The following is a 19,157-nucleotide window of genomic DNA, read 5'->3' on the forward strand; positions in this document are numbered from 1 at the left end:
TGTTGCACGCGCCTTGCGTGTTGCGGCCGCCGCGTGTGTCGCACAGGACTTGCGCGCCGCGCCCGGCTTGCCCCTCGCGCCCGACTTGCGCCCAAGGCCCGAGCCCGGGCGCTTTGCGTCCCGCACGCCGCCTGCACGCTTTCCGCGGTTATCTGACCCTGACGCGCGGGGTCACGGTCAGGCCGCGTCAATCCCTTGCCGCCCGCCACGCCTTCCAGGCTTCGGGCGTATCCAGATCCATCGTCGCCCGCGTCCCGCCAAGGGTGCAGGGCCGTATCTTTTCCCGCGCGATCACCTCGCGCGCGCCGGTATCGCCGCGGAGCGTGACCAGCGCCGGCAACAGCCGGGCGGGCAGGAGGGTGGGGTGCCCGAACTGCCCGTCCTCGTCCGTGGCGCGGATCACGTCGTGCGGATGGTCCGCGTGGGCCGCCGCAACCGCCTGCATGTCCCCGGACGTCAGATCCGGCATGTCGGGCAGGACGATCATCAGCCCGCCCAGGTCCCGTTCCATCGCCCAATGCGCCGCCACGCGCAGCGACGCGCTGATCCCGGCCGCCGCATCGGCGACAGGCCGCGTCTCAAGCCCCGTGCCTGCCGCACCAAGGCTGGCCGCGCGCGCACCGGACACTGTGGGCAACGTAACAAGCACAGATAAACCGAGGTTTAACGCCCGCCGCGTTTGCCGCAGCAACAAGGGAACGCCGTCCACCTCTTCCAACAGCTTGTCGCGCCCGCGCATCCGCGACGACGCCCCCGCGGCGGGCAGCACGATCCCCAATGTCACGTCTTCCGGGCCTTTCGCTGATGATCCCGAAACTACCCTCGCATCCGGCTCATGTCAGGGTCAAACAGATGCTCCGTCAGCAGCTTTGCGGCGCACATCTCGCCCAGGATCTCGATCTCGGCCTGCAGGCCCGGCTGGGCGTGTTCGACCGGAATCAGCGCCAGCGCGACGGATTTCCCGGCGTGGTGCGAATAGCCGCCAGAGGTGCAGAAGCCCTGCACGGTCCGGTCGATCCAGACAGGTTCATACCCGTTCACATCCGCATCCGTGGCCTCCACCTCGAACGCCACCAGCGCTCGCTTGGCGCCTTCGGCCCGCTCTGCCTCGGCCGCAGCCCGCCCGATGAAATCGGCGTTTTTCCTGAAGCTGATGAAGCGATCCATCCCGGTCTCGCCCGGCGTGTAATCGGGCGAAAACTCCGACAGCCACGAGCCGAAGAAGCGGTCCAGCCGCAGCGACATCATCGCCCGCATCCCGAAAGGTTTCAGGTCGAAGCCCTTGCCCTTGCGCCACAATTCATCCCACAGCGCCCGCTGTGCCATCGGATCGCAATAGATCTCGAAGCCCAGGTCGCCGGTATAGCTGACCCGCTGCACCAGGCAATCGACCATGCCCACGGTGATCTGCCGCAGATCCATGAACGCCATGTCCGAGATATCCGCCCGCGTGCAGGCCGCCAGCAGGTCGCGCGATTTCGGCCCCGCGATCTGGAACCCGTTCAGCCGGTCCGAGATATTCGCGACCGTCACACCCGTCCCCGCGTTCTGCTCGAACCACCGCATGTGATAGGCCTGCGCGCCATAGGAGGCGGTCAGCTGAAATGCCTCGTCCGACAGGCAAGAGACGGTGAAATCGCCGATCAGACGCCCCGCACGCGACAGCATCGGCGTCAGGCTGATCCGCCCCGGTTTGGGGATGCGCCCGGCCATGATCCGGTCCAGCCAGTCGCGCGCGCCGGGGCCGGTCACCAGGTACTTGCCGAAATTGTGAACCTCATTGATTCCAACGCCTTCGCGCACGGCCTTCACCTCGCGCGCCGTGGCCTCCCAGGCGTTCGACCGCCGGAAACTCGGCGTCTCGAAGCGCGGCTCGTCACCTGTCGCGAAAAAATTCACCACCTCCAGCCCGAACTGGTGCCCCCAGACCGCGCCCATGCGATCGAAAATGTCGTACATCGGCGTCGTGCGGAACGGGCGCGCGGCGGGCAGTTCCTCGTTCGGATAGCTGACGGAAAACCGCTTCTGGTAGTTCTCGATCACCTTGGGCAGGGTGTAGCCGGGCGTGATCCAGTCGCCATAACGCGCCACGTCCATCGCGCTCACGTCCCGCTCGCATTCCCCCTCGACCATCCACTGCGCCAGCATCAGGCCCACGCCGCCACCCTGGCTGAACCCCGCCATCACGCCGCAGGCCGACCAGTAGTTGCGCAGGCCCGGCACGGGGCCGACCAGCGGGTTGCCGTCCGGCGCAAAGGTGAACGGTCCGTGAATGACCGACTTCACCCCGGCACGTTCCAGCGCGGGGAAACGTTTGTAAGCGAAATCAATGGAGTGCTCGATCTTGTCAAAGTCATCGGGCAACAGTTCATGGCCAAACTCCCACGGCGTGCCGTCCACCGCCCAGGCGCGGCAGGGCTGCTCGTAGAAGCCGATGCAAAGCCCGCGCCCCTCCTGCCGCAGATAGCTTTCGCCGGCGGGGTCCATCACATGCGGGTGCTCTCCGCCCGCGTCGATGATGGCGGCAATCTCGGGCACTTCCTCGGTCACCAGGTACTGGTGCTCCATCGGGTAGATCGGCACGTAGACGCCCGCCATGGCGCCCACTTCGCGCGCCCAGAGACCGCCTGCGTTGACCACATGCTCGGCCAGGATCGTGCCTTTCTCGGTCACCACCTCCCACGTGCCATCCGGTTTCTGGTTAGTTTCCAATACCTTGCAATGCGTCTCTATCGTGGCCCCGCCCATGCGCGCGGCCTTGGCATAGGCGTGGGTGGTGCCCGAGGGGTCGAGGTGGCCGTCCAACGGGTCGTAAAGCGCCCCGATGATGCCGTCGGTGTTGGTCACCGGCGCGATCCTGCGCACCTCCTCGGGGCCGACGATCTCGGTCTCCAGCCCCATGTAGCGATGCTTGGCCCGCTCGGCGAGCAGCATGTCGAAGCGGTCCTTGTTGTCCGCGAGCGTCACGCCCCCCACGTGATGCAGCCCGCAGGACATGCCGGTGATTTCCTCCAACTCCTTGTAAAGCTTGATCGTATAGCCCTGAAGCGCGGCCATGTTGGTATCGCCGTTGAGCGTATGAAAGCCCCCGGCGGCATGCCACGTGGACCCAGAGGTCAGGTCCGAGCGTTCGATCAGCATCACGTCCGACCAGCCCAGTTTCGTCAGGTGGTAAAGCACGCTGCATCCGACAACGCCGCCGCCGATCACGGCCACTCGGGTGGTGGTTTGCATGGGGATTCCTTTTTGTCCGCTGTTGTGACCAGACTGTATGACTGCTGCCGGACGGCATGTCCGTTTGCGACGGGTTTTGTCGCAAAGAGAAGACGCACGCGACACCTGCCAGAGACGGTCAATTGACCGGCGGTGACAGGGCCGGATACGCGGCCTGATCCGATCGGCAAAATAATCTGTTAACAAAACGTTAATTTTTCGCTAGATTTCCTGCATTCAAAGGATTTCTCATGCATTTCAAATCATTAGTCATTGCTTCTCTTTTGGTAGCCTCAACCTCATTTGTTCAGGCCGCGCCTGTATCCTTGCCAACCGGCGAAGTGCCAAGTCCCTCCGACCGTATCTTTGCGCTGGGGAAAGACAGGATCATTCGCGCCGCCTGCTGCAAGACATGCCGAAAAGGCAAGGCCTGCGGCAACAGTTGCATCAGTCGCGAGAAGAACTGCCACAAAGGCGTGGGATGTGCCTGCGACGGGTAACATACGCCCGACTTTAGTCCCCTGACGCAAACTGAAACCCCCTGTCGGAAACGACAGGGCAAAATGCCTCCACACGACCGATGATGTCGGGAACCGACACACGCGCGCGGCCCCGCTGGGGCAGTGTGCCGCCAAACAGCGAAATGGGAAGCAACATGAAAACTCACGCACAGGCCGTTGTCATCGGAGGCGGCGTTATCGGATGCTCGGTGCTCTACCACCTGACCAAGCTGGGATGGACCGATGTCGTCCTGCTCGAGCGTGACGAGCTGACCTCCGGTTCGACCTGGCACGCGGCGGCCAACATCCACGGCCTGCATGACAGCGCCAATATCAGCCGCCTGCAGCATTACACGATGAACCTCTACAACAGCCTGGAAGAGGAAACCGGCCAAAGCTGCGGCGTCTTCCAGCCCGGCTCGCTCTACCTCGCGCAGACCGAAAATCGCGAGCACCAGCTGAAACTGCAGGCCGCCAAGGCGCAGCTTTACGGCATGAATTTCCATGAGATCACCCGCGAAGAGGCCGAGGAAAAGCACCCGCTGGTCAATTTTGACGGCATCCGCTGCATCATGTGGGAACCCGACGGCGGCAATGTCGACCCGTCCGGCGTGACCAACGCCTATGCCGTGGGCGCCCGCCAGCGCGGCGCGGAGATCCACCGCTTCACGCCTGTCACAGCCACGATCCCGCAACCCGATGGCACGTGGGTGGTCGAGACACCCAAGGGCGAAATCCACACGCAATGGGTCATCAACTGCGCTGGTCTCTGGGGCCGCGAAGTGGCGAAAATGGCGGGCATCGAGGTGCCGCTGCAACCCACCGAGCACCAGTATTTCGTGACCGAGACGATTCCCGAAATCGACGGCATGGACCGCCGCCTTCCCTCCGTCGCCGACCGCGACGGCGAATACTACCTGCGGCAGGAGGGCAAGGGCCTGCTCATCGGCGCCTACGAGCGCGACATGCGCTTCTGGGCCGAGGACGGCACGCCGCTCGACTTCGCGCATGACCTCTTCCCCGACGACCTTGAACGCATCATGGAAAACGTGATGCGCGCGATGGACCGCGTCCCGGTCGCCGCCGAGGCGGGGATCAAGCGGGTCATCAACGGCCCGATGATCTGGTCGCCCGACAGCAACGTGATCCTTGGCCCGGTGCCGGAGCTGAAGAACTACTTCATGGTCGGCGGCATCATCCCCGGTTTTTCGCAATCCGCCGGCATGGGCCTGATGGTCAGCCAGTGGATCGTCGAGGGCGAGATGAAATACGACATGTTCGCCTGGGACATCGCGCGCTTCGGCCTCTGGGCCAACGACCGCAAATTCGTCAAGGCGAAGGTCGAGGATGTCTATGCCCACCGCTTCGCCATCCATTACCCCAACGAGGAACGCGCGGCGGGCCGCCCCCTGCGGACACGCCCCGTCTACGAAATGCAGAAAGAGATGGGCGCGGTCTTCGGCCTGAACTACGGCTGGGAACACCCGCAATGGTTCGGGGACACTCCCGGTACAAAGGACACCAACGGGTTCATCCGCCAGAACTGGTGGGCGCCCGTGGGCGAGGAATGCAGGATGCTGCGCGACCGCGCGGGCATCATCGATATCTCCAACTTCGCCAAGTACCACGTCAAGGGGCCGGGGGCCGAGGAGTGGCTCAATGCCGTCTTCGCCAACCGGATGCCCAAATCCGTCGGTCGCTCCTGCCTCACGCCGCTCATCGGTGTGCGCGGCGGCATCGCGGGCGACGCCACCGTCACGCGCGTGGCCGAGGATGAATTCTGGGTCGTCTCGTCGGGCATGGCTGAACGCTATCACAAGCGCTTCTTTGACATGGTCCCGCTGCCCGAGGGCACCACCTTCGAGACCAGGACCGAGGCCATGTGCGGCTTCAACGTCGCCGGGCCGAAATCGCGCGAGATGCTGCAGCGCCTGACCAACGAAAGCCTCGCAACCGAGGATTTCCCCTTCATGCGCTCCAAGATGATCGACATTGCGGGCGTCCGTTGCCTCGCCCTCAGGGTCAGCTTCACCGGCGACCTGGGCTGGGAGTTGCACTGCAAGACCGAGGACCAGGAAAAACTCTACAAGGCCCTGCTGGAGGCCGGCAAGGACTTCAACGCAGGCCCCGTGGGCGCGCGCGCGCTCATGTCGATGCGGGTCGAAAAGGGCTATGGCTCGTGGAGCCGCGAATACAGCCCCGAGTACTTTCCGCATGAGGTCGGCTTCAAACCGCTCTGCAAGATGGACAAGGACTTCCTCAACAAGGCGGCCGCGGAAAAGGCCATGGCCGAACCCACCCGCGAGGAACTGGTGCTGATCCATATCGCCGAAGAGGATGTCACCGCCTCCAACGCCGACGCCACGGGCGGCGAGCCGATCCGGGATGCGGACGGCAACCCCGTGGGCCGCGTCACCTCGGGCACCTACGGCTACACGGTGGGTATGAGCCTTGCCCTCGGTTACGTCAGGTCCGGCACGGTCAAACCCGGCGACGACGTGCAGGTCATGGTGCTGGGCCGTCCGCACAAGGCCCGCATCCTGCACGAGCCGCCGTTCGATCCCAAGGGCGAAAAGCTGCGCGCCTGAAACGCGGATTGCCTGCGCCGGTCGGGGGTTTTCCAACCTGGCCTGGCGCAGGTGGTTGACGCCTGTCGTCCCGCGGGCGAGGGAACCGGCGCGGGTGTCATGCGCAACGGTTCAGCGGGTCTCCTGCACGCGGTTCGTCCGGGGCTGACGGAGAACCTTCGGCATGGCGCATTGTCGGGATGCCGCGCCCGTGCGACGCCCTCGGGGCAACAGGCGCGGGGCTTGATCGCCGACCGGCGTGGGTTTTCACCCACCCTACGCCCGGGAAGCTCCGGCCCGAAGCCGCGTTGCCGCTTAGCCGCGCCGCCGCCGGTTGCGCCGCGCCGGGCGGGGCGTGTCGCCGCTGTCGCCTTCGGTGCCGTCCACGTCGGACGAAAAAGCCCCCAGCGCCTCGGTGATCTGTTCCAGCGTCGGGCGCGCGCCGCGCGGGCGCGTCTCCAACGCCTCGCGCATCTTCGACAGGTGCTCGGGCATCGTGCCGCAGCAGCCGCCGATAATGGTCGCGCCGGCGTCGCGGGCCAGCACCGCGTATTCCGCCATTAGCTCCGGCGTGCCGTCATAATGAATATGCCCGTCCACGTATTTCGGGATGCCCGCATTGCCCTTGGCCACGATCGGGCGATCGGTGCCCTGGGCCACGAATCCCAGCACCGTGCGCATCAGGTCCGATGCGCCCACGCCGCAATTGGCCCCGAAGGCCAGCGGCTTGTGGTCCAGCTTTTCGACCATCGTCGCCATGTCGGCCGAGGTCAGGCCCATCATCGTGCGCCCCGCGGTGTCAAAGCTCATCGTGCCGCACCAGGGCATGTCGGCCAGCTTGAACGCTTCCGCCGCGGCCTTGTATTCTTCCGGGGCGCTGATGGTCTCCAGCCACAGCACGTCGGCGCCGCCTTCCTTCAGGCCGTCGGCCTGTTCGTGAAAGATCTCCACCGCAAGCTCGTGGGTCAGCTTGCCCATCGGCGCCATGATCTCGCCGGTGGGGCCGACCGAGCCTGCCACGATCACCGGACGGTCACGCCTGTCCGCCACCTCGCGGCCGATTTCGGCGGAGATGCGGCTCAACTCGCGGGCGCGTTTTTCGGCACCGTGCAGCTTCAGGCGGGCGGCGTTGCCGCCGAAGGAATTGGTCAGGAAGAGGTCACTGCCCGCGTCCACCGCCTCGGAGTAAAGCCGGGTGATCCGGTCCGGATGCTCGACATTCCACATCTCCGGCGCATCGCCGGAGCCGAGCCCCATATTGAAGAGATTGGTGCCCGTTGCCCCGTCGGCAAGGATCCAGTCCCGCTCGGCGATCATCTTGCTCAATGCGTTGGTCATGCGCAGCCCTTTGTGGTCTCGCGCAGGGAATCTCACACATTCGTTGCCTGCGCAAACCCAAAATCCTCATCATCATCCTGAGCCGGGATACCATCGGCCGCAGGCGCCACGGCCTGGTCCGAGCGGGACGCGGGCCGCCGTATCGCCAGCCAGAGGTCCAGCAGGCCCAGCCACAGGCCCGCACGGCTGCGGGCAAGGGCGTAGCGCGGCACGCGGATCGCGCCGAAGCTGGCCTTGAACTGGGCCAGGCCGGACGAAGGCGCGAACCGGGCGGCCAGGCGCGCCACGGGGCCGGTTTCCGGGGGCAGGGCCGCCAGCGACAGCTGTGCGACGCCGGCCTCGCGGGCGGCGGCGATGCCGGCGGTGACCAGCGCGTGCATGGTGCCCTCGGGCGCATCGTCGCCCGTGCGCATCAGGTCCAGGCACCAGTCGCGCCGTCCGGTATGGAAGCTGGCAAAGCCGATGACGCGACCGTTCCGGCGCGCGACGAACACCGCCTGGTGGCTCAGGTAGACCGGGCAGAAGCGGCCCATCGTCATGCCGCGGGCCGTGCCTTGGCGCGCTTGCCAGGCCGCATCCGTCTCGCGCATCGCGGCCCAGGGCAGGCGGGCGCCGCGCGCCACGCTCACCCCGGCCTGGTCGGCCCGGCGCAGCTTGCGGCGCAGCTGACGATAGGCGCGGCCCTCGGGGCGGAACCCGGCCGGGTGCAACACCATGTCGTCGGCGACATGCAGCGCCCGCCATCCCAACCGCCGTGCCGTGGCGGCCAGCCTCGCATCGGCCTTGTAGACCAGGGGGACGAGCGATTCCTGACCGGCATGGCGTCGCAAAAGGGTCAGCGCGTTGCGCAATCCGGCGGCCCCGGGGGCGGCAAGCGGACCGAACAGCAGGCACAGCGTCTGGCCCGGGCGGATCACCGGCAGCCGCACCGTGCCGAGCGCCACGATTTCCGCACCGCTCTGGCGGCACAGGCCCGCCTCTGCCATGCACGGCCCGCTCAGGTCGGTCTCGCTCAACGGGCGGCGTATCGTGCCGGGCCGGGCTCCGGCCCGCAGCGGCCGCATCAACAGCGCCCCCGCCAGCACCGCCGGCAACGCGTAATAGACCAGCCGGAACGCGACGATGGCACAGAGCAACTCGGTGTCCGGAACCTGCGGCAACAGCGCCACCAGCACCAGTTCGAACGGCCCCAGCCCGCCGGGCGTGCCGCTCAGGAGCGCCGCGCCGAGCGCGATCATGTAGATCGGCAGCAGCGCCGCGAACGAGACCGCCATGCCGTCCGGCATCAGGCACCACAGCGCCAGCGCCGCACCCAGCGTGTCGATCAGCGTCAACCCGGCAATTGCCCCCAGCGCACACAGGCTGGGCATCCGCAGGGTCAGCGCCTTCAGCCGGATACGCGGGTGAAGAAAGACCAGTATCCCGCTGACACCGAACACCAAAAGCAGGAGGGCGGGCAGGGCGGGCGGAAAGAGCCCCCGGGGCGTGAAAAGCGCGGCCAGCCCCAACGCAAAGCAGAGCCCGATCAGGAATGTCACCGCGACGCCGGTGGCCAGCTTCGTCGCCTGGACCAGGCTCAGCCCGGGCAACAGGCGCCAGCGCACCAGCGCGCCCGAAATCACGCCCAGGCCCACGGTCTGACCGATGGCAATCGCGGCGGCGCCGCTGATCCGTGCCTGTGCCGAGGGAAGATCCGTTCGCAGGTGCCGGTGCAATATCACGTCATACTGGCCCAGCGCGGCGAAACTCGCGGCGGTGGCCAGCAGGGCCCCGAGCCACTGCCAGGCCGACAACTGCGCCATGACAGCCCCCAGCCCGGCGAAGGCGCCGTCCTCGACCTGGCCCGCAAGGATCCAGATGCAGATCGCGCCCAGGCCGAACGGCGCGGCCACCCGCACCCAGCCTCCGGCGCCGGGCAGCGCGACGTGCAGCCCCGGTGTTGTCATGTTCAGATCCTTCCCTGGCCCATTTCGGCACAGGGTAAGGCCACGGCGTTACCGCCGGTTTAACGTGTCAAATTGAATGCAAATCCCGCACCGCGCCGGGTCTTGCCGGACCTTTGCGGCCCGGCCGTCGCCCGCGTAGGGTGGGTGAAACCCACGCGCCGTCAGGTTTCCTTCATCAGCTGTTCCTGCGCCACGCGCAGCAGCTCGTCCATCTTCGAGCGGATCGTGTCGGTATCGGCCATGTCGCCCAGGTCGCCCGCGACCTTGCGCACCACGTCCTCGTGCCCGGCTTCCTCGAAATCCGACAGCACGACCTCCTTGGCATAGGCATCCGCATCAGAGCCGGTCTTGCCGAGGATTTCAGCGGCCCACAGCCCCAACAGCTTGTTGCGCCGCGCCTCGGCCTTGAATTTCATTTCCTCGTCGTGGGCATACTTGTTCTCAAACGCGTTTTCACGATCGTCGAAGGTGCTCATCAGGCTCTCCCCGGGCAGGTATTTCAGTCGTCCCAGATATGGCCGCACGGCCACAAAGACGCAAGGGCATAAGGCCGCCTTGCCCCATTTCGCCGCATAGACTATGAGAACGCCAGATGCCGCGAGTCCCTTGTCGCGGCCCCAGATGAAAGAGAGCCCATGGCGCGGCGCAAGAAAATCTACGAAGGCAAGGCGAAAACCCTGTTCGAAGGCCCCGAACCGGGCACGATCGTGCAGTATTTCAAGGACGACGCCACCGCCTTCAACGCGGAAAAACGCGATGTGATCGAAGGCAAGGGCGTGCTCAACAACATGCTCTCGGAATACTTCATGACCGGCCTGACCAATGTCGGCATTCCCAACCACTTCCTCAAGCGCATCAACATGCGCGAGCAGCTCGTGCGCGCCTGCGAGATCATCCCGCTCGAGGTGATCGTGCGCAACTATGCCGCCGGCTCGATGGCCAAGCGGCTGGGCATGGACGAGGGCACGCAGCTGCCCCGTCCGATCGTGGAATACTGCCTCAAGGACGACGCCCTGGGCGATCCGCTCGTGACCGAGGAACATATCGCCGCCTTCGGCTGGGCCACGCAGCAGGACATGGACGATATCCTGTCGCTCGCCCTGCGCGTGAACGATTTCCTCGCCGGGGTCATGTACGGCGTCGGCATCAAGCTGGTGGATTTCAAGATCGAGATCGGCCGCGTCTATGACGGCGATTTCATGCGCCTGATCGTGGCCGACGAGATCTCGCCCGACAGCTGCCGCCTGTGGGACATCGAGACCGGCCAGAAGCTCGACAAGGACGTCTTCCGCCGCGACCTCGGCAGCCTCACCGACGCCTATACCGAGGTGGCCAAGCGGCTGGGCGTCATGCCCAAGACCAACCCGCCCGTGACCAAACCGACGCTGATCAACTAAAAGGACTCCGACCACATGAAAGCCCGCGTACACGTCATGCTGAAAAACGGAGTTCTCGACCCGCAGGGCGAGGCGGTGCGCCATGCGCTCGGGTCGCTGGGCTTCGACGGGGTCGAGGGCGTGCGCCAGGGCAAGATCATCGAACTGGACCTGACCGAGACCGATCCCGGCAAGGCGAAAGAGACCGTCACGGCGATGTGCGAAAAGCTGCTGGCGAACACGGTGATCGAATCCTATTCGGTGGAGATCGCCTGATGCACGCCGCGGTCATCGTCTTTCCCGGCTCCAACTGCGACCGTGACATGAAGGTCGCGTTCGAGACCGCGGGCGCAAAGGTCTCGATGGTCTGGCACAAGGACACCGAGATGCCCGCAGGGGTCGACGTGATCGGCGTGCCGGGCGGCTTTTCCTTCGGCGACTACCTGCGCTGCGGCGCGATCGCGGCCAACTCGCCGATCTGCCAGTCGGTGAAGGCGCACGCGGAGAAGGGCGGTTACGTCCTGGGCATCTGCAACGGCTTCCAGGTGCTGACCGAAACTGGCTTGCTGCCGGGGGTTCTTCTGCGCAATTCGGGCCTGAAGTATGTCTGCAAAGCCCTTGATCTGAAAGTGGAAACCTCGAAGTCCGCCTATACCTCGGGCTATAACGCAGGCACCACGATCACCATCCCGATCGCGCATCACGACGGCAATTACTACGCCGATGACGGCACGCTCGCGCGGCTCAACGACGAGGATCGCGTCGCCTTCCGGTACGTCGAAAATCCCAACGGCTCACAGCAGGACATCGCCGGCATCCTGTCGGAAAACCGCCGCGTGCTCGGGATGATGCCGCACCCCGAGCGGATGGCCGAGGAAACCCACGGCAACACCGAGGGCGCGACGCTCTTTTCCGGCCTTGTCGGCAGCCTCGAGACGGCCTGAGCGCCGCGCCGGCGGCAACCTGCCAAAGGCGCCGTCGACCGCCCTTGTTCCGGCCTTGGCGACAGCGTAATCTGAGGCATGGCCACGGGCTTCTTTTCAAGCGAGGACAGGAACGGGCGCACGCTGGGCTGGCGGGCGCGTCTGGCGCTGTTGACGCTGGTGGCGCTCGCCATCGGGGTCGTCGCCGTCACCAACAGCCTGCTGACCGACCGCTTTACCGAGAACACCCGCAACCGGGCCGAGCTGCGCCTGGCGCTCTACTCCGGCAACCTGCTGTCCGAGCTGCGCCAGAATGCCATCGTGCCGCAGCTGCTGGCCCGCGACCCCGCGTTGATCAGCGCGCTTGACGCGGGAAACTTTACTCAATCGTCCCAACGGCTTATCACCTTCAACGAAGAGATCGAAGCCGCCTCGCTGACGCTGCTGGATGCCGACGGCCGGGTGGTGGCCGCCACCGACCGCGCCCGCATCGGGCAATCCGCGCGCGACGCGCCTTACTTCGTCGACACCCTGCGCAGCCGCGACAACATCTTCACCATCGTGCAGGACGAAACCGGCGCCTTCCGCTTTTTCTATTCGCGCCGCGTCGACAGCAACCAGACGCTCGCGGGCATGATCGTGGTCGAGATCAATCTGCAGAAGTTCGAACGCGCCTGGGCGGGCATTTCCGACGCCGTGCTGGTCACCGACTCGCAAGGCCGCATCATCCTGGCGACCGAACCGCGCTGGCGCGGCCTGACCGAGCAGGCGGCGCTGACGCGCGAGCCGCCCAGTTCCGCGATCTTCCGCGCCATCCAGGCCACCACCGACTGGTCCAGCCTGCCGCCCGACGCCTATGTCGAGGGCGAGGCGGTGATGCGGGTCGAGGGCAGGGTGGCCTTCCGGGGCTGGCGCATCGCCTCGTTCACCACCTATGCCTCGGTCCGTGACAAGGTGAACGGCGTCCTGGCGCTCGAAATCATGGTCTTCGCCATCCTTCTGGCGCTCGCCTTCTACTTTCTCAACCGCAAGACGGCGGCGCGCGCCTCGCTCTTCCAGCGCGAGTCGGCGGAGCTTCGCGCATTGAACGCGCGGCTGCAGCGGGAAATCGCCGAACGCCAACGGGTGCAGGAGAACCTCGCCGTGGCCGAACAGACCCTCCAGCAAAGCTCGAAACTGGCCGTGCTGGGCGAGATGTCGGCGGCCGTTTCCCACGAGCTGAACCAGCCGCTGGCGGCGATGAAGACCTACCTCGCCGGCGCCCGCCTTCTGCTGTCGCGCAACCGCCCCGACGAGGCCGTCAGCTCGTTCCAGCGCATCGACGACCTGATCGAGCGGATGGGCGCGATCACCAAGCAGCTCAAGTCCTACGCCCGGCGCGACGCGAACCAGTTTCAGCCAGTAAACATGGGCGATGCGATCTATTCCGCGCTGGCCCTGATGGAGCCGCAGCTGCGTGAACGCAAGGTCGACATCACCCGCACCCTGCCCGAAGACCCGGTCTGGGTCATGGGCGACCGGGTGCGCATCGAGCAGGTCATCATCAACCTGCTGCGCAACGCCATGGACGCCACTCAAAACGCCTCCGAGCCGCGCATCGATGTGCTGCTGGCCGCGGGCGAGACCGCCGTGCTCACCGTGCGCGACAACGGCTCGGGCATCGCCGATATCGAGAACCTGTTCGAGCCGTTCTACACCACCAAGGAGCCCGGCGACGGTGTCGGCTTGGGGCTTGCCATTTCCTCGGGCATCGTCAACGACCTTGGCGGCCGGCTCACGGCACGCAATGCCACGATCGGTGGGGCTGTATTCGAAATGCAGCTGCCCATATTAAGTGAAGACTCTCAGCCCGATGAGACCAGAGCAGCGGAGTAGAAGGATATGCCGACCGCCATGAAGATCGCCATCATCGACGACGAAAAGGACATGCGCCAATCGATCAGCCAATGGCTGGCGCTTTCGGGGTACGACACCGAGGCATTCCCCTCCGCCGAGGAGGCGCTCAAGGTCCTTGGGCCCGATTACCCCGGCATCGTCGTCACCGACATCAAGATGCCCGGCATGGACGGGATGCAGTTCCTGAAAAAGCTCATGGGCACCGACAGTTCGCTGCCCGTCATCATGATCACCGGCCACGGCGACGTGCCCATGGCGGTCGAGGCGATGCGCGTGGGGGCCTACGATTTCCTGGAAAAGCCGTTCAACCCCGACCGGATGAACGAGCTGGCCAAGCGCGCCACCAACGCCCGCCGCATGGTGCTCGACAGCCGCGCGCTGCGCCGCGAGCTGTCCGATGGCGGCCAGTTGATGAAGAAACTCATCGGAGCCTCGCCGGTGATGGAACGCCTCAAGGAGGACATCCTCGACCTGGGCCAGGCCGACGGCCATGTCCTGATCGAGGGCGAGACCGGCACCGGCAAGACCCTCGTGGCCCACGCCCTGCACGCCGTGGGCGCGCGCGCGGGCAAGAAATTCGTCCTGATCTCCTGCTCGGCGCTGGAGGAAGACGCCCTGATGAAGCGCCTCTTCGGCCCGATGCAGCCCGAGGACACCCGCCTGCCTGCGGTGGAAGAGGCCCGCGGCGGCACGCTGGTGCTGGAGGATATCGAGAAACTCAGCGAGGCCGCGCAGGCCAAGCTGCTGACCTTCGTCAACGAGGAAGGCACGCCGCCCGAAACCCGCGTGGTGGCCATCTCCAACATGCAGGAGCAGGACCGCACCTGCGAGGACGCCCTGCGCTCGGATCTCTTCTACCGCCTCGGCGCGCTGCGCATCACCGTGCCGCCCCTGCGCCAGCGGGGCGAGGATATCCTGACCCTCTTCACCCGCTTCTCCGACGCCTTCGCCGACGATTACGGCTGCGAGGCGCCGCAGGTCTCCGCCCAGGAAGCCGCGCAGCTCCTGCAGGCGCCCTGGCCGGGCAACGTCCGCCAGCTGATCAACATCGCCGAACGCGCCGTGCTGCAATCGCGCCGGGGCTCAGGCACCATCGCCTCGCTCCTGATGTCCGACCACCAGGACATGCAGCCGGTGATGACGACCGAAGGCAAGCCGCTCAAGGAATATGTCGAGGCGTTCGAGCGCATGCTGATCGACAACACCATGCGCCGCCACAAGGGCTCCATCGCCTCCGTGATGGACGAGCTTTGCCTGCCGCGCCGCACCCTGAACGAGAAGATGGCGAAATACGGCCTGCAACGGTCGGACTACCTCTAGTCCGGCCGGAACCCGGCCCGCGGCCATGCGTTTCTCCTGCAACACACAAAAGGAGAGAGCAGCATGACCCGCACCGTGATCATCACCGGGGCCGGCTCCGGCATCGGCGCCGCCACCGCCCGCCGGTTTGCCGAAGACGGCTGGAATGTCGTCCTCAACGGGCGCACCCGGGACAAGCTGGAAGACGTCGCCAAGGACCTGCCCGAGCGCCATACCCACATCGCGCCCGGCGACGTGGCGGAGCCCGACGATGCCGCCCGGCTGGTCGAGGCGGCGATCGACACGTTCGGCGGCCTGACGTGCCTGGTGAACAACGCCGGTATCGTGCGCGGCGGCGCGCCGGGCGAACTCAGCCATGAGGATTTCGACGCCCAGATGCGCATCAATGTCGGCGGCATGTTCAATTGCGTCACCGCCGCCCTGCCGCATCTGAAAGAGGCCGACGGCGCCTGCATCGTCAATACGTCCTCGGTGTCCGGCCTCGGCGGCGACTGGCAGATGTTCGGCTACAACGCCTCCAAGGGCGCGGTCAGCAACATGACCCGCGCCATGGCGCTGGACCTTGCGCCGGACATCCGCGTCAATGCCGTCGCCCCGTCGATGACCGAAACCGACATGTCCAAGGGCATCCGCGAGGACGCAGCACTACTGGACCGCTTCACCGACCGCATTCCCATGGGCCGCGGCGCCAAGCCCGAGGAGGTGGCCAGCGTCATCGCGTTCCTGGCCTCTGCCGACGCGGTCTTCGTCAACGGCGTCGTGCTGCCGGTGGATGGCGGCCTGTCGGCGTCGAACGGCCAACCGAACTTCTCGGCCTGACACCTGCGGCCCCCGCGCCGTGCAACCGGCGCGGGGATGCCGCCTCTGTGGGCAATCTCGCTAAACGTGTATCGGCGCCGGGCCGCGATTTGCGGCCGGCGCAAGATTACCCATTGTCTTTTACCGCACGAAACCCTTATTTAGGAATGACGATCCACCCTGTGGATCAATTCCGAGTTTCGCTGCTTCAAACCCTGAGATGGGTGGTGAGGCAACCGATTGGGTCCCTCAGGGACCACGAGACGCCGGCACATTCCAAGGGATGATGCGGCACATGAACGGGGGCAGGGGCCGAGGTCCCGCAGCCCTGGAGAAGAACCGCGATGACGCGCGCGAGAACATCGATGTTCCACAGCAAGACCCGATCCGGTCGGGCCTGCCGCGCGTCGCATATCGCTCGAAAAAGACATGACCAACGCACGCTCGCACCCCCCGGGGCGCGGCGGCCTTTGTCATGCAACGGACATACATGGCTAAGAAAATGCTTATCGATGCCACCCACGCGGAGGAAACCCGCGTCGTGGTGGTCGACGGAAACAAGGTCGAGGAATTCGACTTTGAATCGGAGAACAAGCGCCAGCTAGCTGGCAATATCTACCTCGCAAAGGTCACACGGGTCGAACCGTCGCTTCAGGCGGCTTTCGTCGATTACGGCGGCAACCGGCACGGCTTCCTCGCCTTTTCCGAGATTCACCCCGACTATTACCAGATCCCCGTCGCTGATCGCGAGGCGCTCCTGGAAGAGGAACGCGCCTATGCCGAGGCGATGAAGTCGCGCGACGAGGAAGACGAAAAACCCAAGCCCAAGCGCAGCCGCCGGCGGCGGTCGTCCAAGGCGGCCGAGGCCGACAATGGCGACGCGGTCGCCAAGTCCGACATCGAGGGAATGGAGACGATCGACCTCGATGATGCCGGATCGGACGACGACGAGGGCCTGTCGCCCATGGAAACCGTGGCCGAAACCCCGGTCGAGGAACCCAGCGACGACAGCGACGACGATGCCGAGGCCGCGACTTCGGAGACGGACGAGGGCGCCGACGAGGACAACGGCGACCACGACCACGGTCATGACCATGATCACGACGAGAACAAGCGCACCGACGCCTCCTCCAAGGACGAGACGATCGAATCCGTCGCCGATGACGACGACCACGAGGATATCCGCCCGCCGCGCAAACCGCGCCCGCGCCGCTACAAGATCCAGGAGGTCATCAAGGTCCGCCAGATCCTGCTGGTGCAGGTCGTCAAGGAAGAGCGCGGCAACAAGGGCGCGGCGCTGACCACCTATCTTTCTCTCGCGGGCCGCTACTGCGTCCTGATGCCCAACACCGCCCGTGGCGGCGGCATCTCCCGCAAGATCACCAACGCCACGGACCGCAAGAAGCTGAAAGAGATCGCCAACGAGATCGACGTGCCCAAGGGCGCGGGCCTGATCGTGCGCACCGCGGGCGCCAAGCGCACCAAGTCCGAGATCAAGCGCGACTACGAATACCTGCAACGCCTGTGGGAACAGATCCGCGAGCTGACGCTGAAATCCATCGCGCCGGCCAAGATCTACGAAGAGGGCGACCTGATCAAACGCTCGATCCGCGACCTCTACAATCGCGATATCGACGAGGTTCATGTCGAGGGCGAACGCGGTTACCGCATCGCCAAGGACTTCATGAAGATGATCATGCCGTCCCACGCCAAGAACGTGAAGCAATACGGCGACACCCTGCCGCTCTTCGCGCGCTACCAGGTCGAAAGCTACCTCGCGGGCATGTTCAACCCCACGGTACAGCTCAAGTCGGGCGGCTACATCGTCATCGGCGTGACCGAGGCGCTGGTGGCCATCGACGTGAACTCCGGCCGCGCCACCAAGGAAGGCTCGATCGAGGAAACCGCGCTCAAGACCAACCTGGAGGCCGCCGACGAGGTGGCCCGCCAGCTGCGCCTGCGCGACCTTGCAGGGCTGATCGTGATCGACTTCATCGACATGGACGAGCGCAAGAACAACGCCTCCGTCGAAAAGCGCATGAAGGACCGGCTCAAGACCGACCGCGCCCGCATCCAGGTGGGCCGCATCTCGGGCTTCGGCCTGATGGAGATGAGCCGCCAGCGCCTGCGCCCCGGCATGATCGAGGCCACGACCCAACCGTGCCCCGCCTGCCACGGCACCGGCCTGATCCGCTCGGACGACAACATGTCGCTCAGCATCCTGCGCCAGATCGAGGAGGAAGGCACCCGTGGCCGCTCCCGCGAGGTGCTGGTGAAATGCCCCGTGGGCATCGCCAACTTCCTGATGAACCAGAAGCGCGAGCACGTGGCCCAGATCGAGGGCCGCTATGGCCTGTCGGTGCGGATCGAGGGCGATCCGGCGCTGGTCAGCCCCGATTTCTCGCTCGAGAAATTCAAGACCGCCACCCGCAACGTCAAGCAGACCGCCGCAGCGGTGGTGTCCGTCGACAGCTCTCTGATGGACGATATCGACGCCGCCGAGGAGGCCGAGACGCCCGATCCCGCCGAAGCGCCTCCCGCGCCCGAGAACGAGGGCAATGACGGGCGCAACGACGGCGGCGACGGCCAGCCCAAGAAAAAGCGCCGGCGCCGCCGCCGGTCGCGCTCGCGCTCCAAGTCGGGCAATGGCGAGAACGGGCAGAACGGTGAAACCCGCGACAACAACGACGCGTCGGACAACGACCAGTCCGAGCGTCAGGACACGCCGCAGACGGACGACACACCGTCCGAGGCCGAGCCTGTCGCGGCCACGTCCGAAGAGGTCTCCGACGAGACGCCGAAAGACGAAAAGCCCAAGCGCGTGAGCCGGTCCCGCAAGAAAAAGACCGACGACGCCCCCAAGGAAGAGGCCGCGCAGGCCGACGCCCCGGCAGAGAGTGCCGAGGCCGCGCCAGAGGACAAACCTGCGGAGAAGCCCAAGCCCAAGCCGCGCTCGCGCAGCAAGAAAAAGGAAGAGCCCACGCCCGAGGCGGCTCCGGAAACAGCGGCAGAGCCCGCCCCCGAAGCCGCCGAAGCGGCTCAGGATCCGGCGCCCGAGCCGGAGGCCGAGTCCAAGCCTGCCAAGAAACCGCGCACGCGTTCGACCTCGACCCGCAAGAAGCCCGAGCCGGTCGCCGCCGAAGCCGCGGACACGGGCGAGGCCGCCACGCAAGCGGCGGACGATGACAAGCCCAAGCGCAAGGGCTGGTGGTCTTTCGGCGGCTAAGTTGCTCTGACCAAAACGAAAAACGCCGGGGCAGGACCCCGGCGTTTTTATTTG

At 65.8% G+C, this 19,157-nt stretch carries 13 protein-coding genes; 8 read left to right on the forward strand and 5 right to left on the reverse strand.

Annotated elements, in window-relative coordinates:
- Positions 1-187: 187 nt before the first annotated feature.
- Together KUV49_RS11585 and KUV49_RS11590 are read right to left on the reverse strand one after the other, a co-directional pair.
- Positions 188-784, reverse strand: a complete 597-nt coding sequence (locus KUV49_RS11585; protein ID WP_222450080.1) for an NTP transferase domain-containing protein — start codon at positions 782-784, stop codon at positions 188-190.
- 32 nt (positions 785-816) lie between these two features.
- Positions 817-3,234, reverse strand: a complete 2,418-nt coding sequence (locus KUV49_RS11590) for an FAD-dependent oxidoreductase (protein WP_222450081.1) — start codon at positions 3,232-3,234, stop codon at positions 817-819.
- 634 nt (positions 3,235-3,868) lie between these two features.
- Here KUV49_RS11590 and KUV49_RS11595 point away from each other — a divergent pair.
- A complete protein-coding gene (locus KUV49_RS11595; protein ID WP_222450082.1) occupies positions 3,869-6,301 on the forward strand; it encodes an FAD-dependent oxidoreductase in 2,433 nt (810 codons plus the stop codon).
- 294 nt (positions 6,302-6,595) lie between these two features.
- Here the strand turns inward: KUV49_RS11595 and bmt are convergent, their stop codons facing one another.
- The 3 genes from bmt to KUV49_RS11610 all read right to left on the reverse strand — a co-directional run bounded on the left by bmt (position 6,596) and on the right by KUV49_RS11610 (position 10,040).
- On the reverse strand, positions 6,596-7,618 hold the full coding sequence (gene bmt, locus KUV49_RS11600) for a betaine--homocysteine S-methyltransferase (RefSeq protein WP_222450083.1): 1,023 nt from the start codon (positions 7,616-7,618) through the stop codon (positions 6,596-6,598).
- Between the two features lie 32 nt (positions 7,619-7,650).
- Entirely contained in the window at positions 7,651-9,564 is a 1,914-nt protein-coding gene (locus tag KUV49_RS11605) for a phosphatidylglycerol lysyltransferase domain-containing protein (protein WP_222450084.1), read from the reverse strand.
- A 161-nt stretch (positions 9,565-9,725) separates the two neighbouring features.
- Positions 9,726-10,040, reverse strand: a complete 315-nt coding sequence (locus KUV49_RS11610; RefSeq protein WP_222450085.1) for a DUF1476 domain-containing protein — start codon at positions 10,038-10,040, stop codon at positions 9,726-9,728.
- Between the two features lie 159 nt (positions 10,041-10,199).
- On the opposite strand from KUV49_RS11610, the gene purC reads away from it, so the two are divergent.
- From purC to KUV49_RS11645, 7 genes are all read left to right on the forward strand, one after another.
- The gene (purC, locus tag KUV49_RS11615; RefSeq protein WP_152492292.1) at positions 10,200-10,961 is read left to right on the forward strand and encodes a phosphoribosylaminoimidazolesuccinocarboxamide synthase; all 762 of its coding nucleotides are present in this window, start codon (positions 10,200-10,202) and stop codon (positions 10,959-10,961) included.
- A gap of 15 nt (positions 10,962-10,976) precedes the next feature.
- The gene (gene purS, locus KUV49_RS11620) at positions 10,977-11,216 is read left to right on the forward strand and encodes a phosphoribosylformylglycinamidine synthase subunit PurS (RefSeq protein ID WP_103761394.1); all 240 of its coding nucleotides are present in this window, start codon (positions 10,977-10,979) and stop codon (positions 11,214-11,216) included.
- Positions 11,216-11,884 carry a phosphoribosylformylglycinamidine synthase subunit PurQ gene (gene purQ / locus KUV49_RS11625; protein WP_222450086.1) on the forward strand — a complete coding sequence of 223 codons (669 nt, stop codon included), beginning with the start codon at positions 11,216-11,218 and terminating at the stop codon, positions 11,882-11,884. Before purS ends, purQ begins: the two co-directional genes overlap by 1 nt.
- 78 nt (positions 11,885-11,962) lie before the next feature.
- Positions 11,963-13,738, forward strand: a complete 1,776-nt coding sequence (locus tag KUV49_RS11630) for an ATP-binding protein (protein ID WP_152492295.1) — start codon at positions 11,963-11,965, stop codon at positions 13,736-13,738.
- A 6-nt stretch (positions 13,739-13,744) separates the two neighbouring features.
- A complete protein-coding gene (locus KUV49_RS11635) occupies positions 13,745-15,079 on the forward strand; it encodes a sigma-54-dependent transcriptional regulator (RefSeq protein ID WP_152492296.1) in 1,335 nt (444 codons plus the stop codon).
- A 63-nt stretch (positions 15,080-15,142) separates the two neighbouring features.
- Positions 15,143-15,898 (forward strand): SDR family NAD(P)-dependent oxidoreductase, encoded by a 756-nt coding sequence (locus tag KUV49_RS11640; protein ID WP_222450087.1) that lies wholly within the window; start codon positions 15,143-15,145, stop codon positions 15,896-15,898.
- A gap of 469 nt (positions 15,899-16,367) precedes the next feature.
- Entirely contained in the window at positions 16,368-19,103 is a 2,736-nt protein-coding gene (locus KUV49_RS11645) for a ribonuclease E/G (RefSeq protein WP_222450088.1), read from the forward strand.
- The last annotated feature ends 54 nt before the right edge of the window (positions 19,104-19,157 follow it).

It is taken from the genome of Roseovarius atlanticus (genome assembly GCF_019802205.1).
Lineage (GTDB): Bacteria > Pseudomonadota > Alphaproteobacteria > Rhodobacterales > Rhodobacteraceae > Roseovarius > Roseovarius atlanticus_A.

Excerpts from the sequence above, each read along its gene's own strand:
- KUV49_RS11590 (WP_222450081.1), bottom strand. The coding sequence starts at position 3,234 with ATGCAAACCACCACCCGAGTGGCCGTGATCGGCGGCGGCGTTGTCGGA.
- KUV49_RS11595 (WP_222450082.1), top strand. The coding sequence starts at position 3,869 with ATGAAAACTCACGCACAGGCCGTTGTCATCGGAGGCGGCGTTATCGGA.
- bmt (WP_222450083.1), bottom strand. The coding sequence starts at position 7,618 with ATGACCAACGCATTGAGCAAGATGATCGCCGAGCGGGACTGGATCCTT.
- KUV49_RS11605 (WP_222450084.1), bottom strand. The coding sequence starts at position 9,564 with ATGACAACACCGGGGCTGCACGTCGCGCTGCCCGGCGCCGGAGGCTGG.
- KUV49_RS11610 (WP_222450085.1), bottom strand. The coding sequence starts at position 10,040 with ATGAGCACCTTCGACGATCGTGAAAACGCGTTTGAGAACAAGTATGCC.
- purC (WP_152492292.1), top strand. The coding sequence starts at position 10,200 with ATGGCGCGGCGCAAGAAAATCTACGAAGGCAAGGCGAAAACCCTGTTC.
- purS (WP_103761394.1), top strand. The coding sequence starts at position 10,977 with ATGAAAGCCCGCGTACACGTCATGCTGAAAAACGGAGTTCTCGACCCG.
- purQ (WP_222450086.1), top strand. The coding sequence starts at position 11,216 with ATGCACGCCGCGGTCATCGTCTTTCCCGGCTCCAACTGCGACCGTGAC.
- KUV49_RS11630 (WP_152492295.1), top strand. The coding sequence starts at position 11,963 with ATGGCCACGGGCTTCTTTTCAAGCGAGGACAGGAACGGGCGCACGCTG.
- KUV49_RS11635 (WP_152492296.1), top strand. The coding sequence starts at position 13,745 with ATGCCGACCGCCATGAAGATCGCCATCATCGACGACGAAAAGGACATG.
- KUV49_RS11640 (WP_222450087.1), top strand. The coding sequence starts at position 15,143 with ATGACCCGCACCGTGATCATCACCGGGGCCGGCTCCGGCATCGGCGCC.
- KUV49_RS11645 (WP_222450088.1), top strand. The coding sequence starts at position 16,368 with ATGGCTAAGAAAATGCTTATCGATGCCACCCACGCGGAGGAAACCCGC.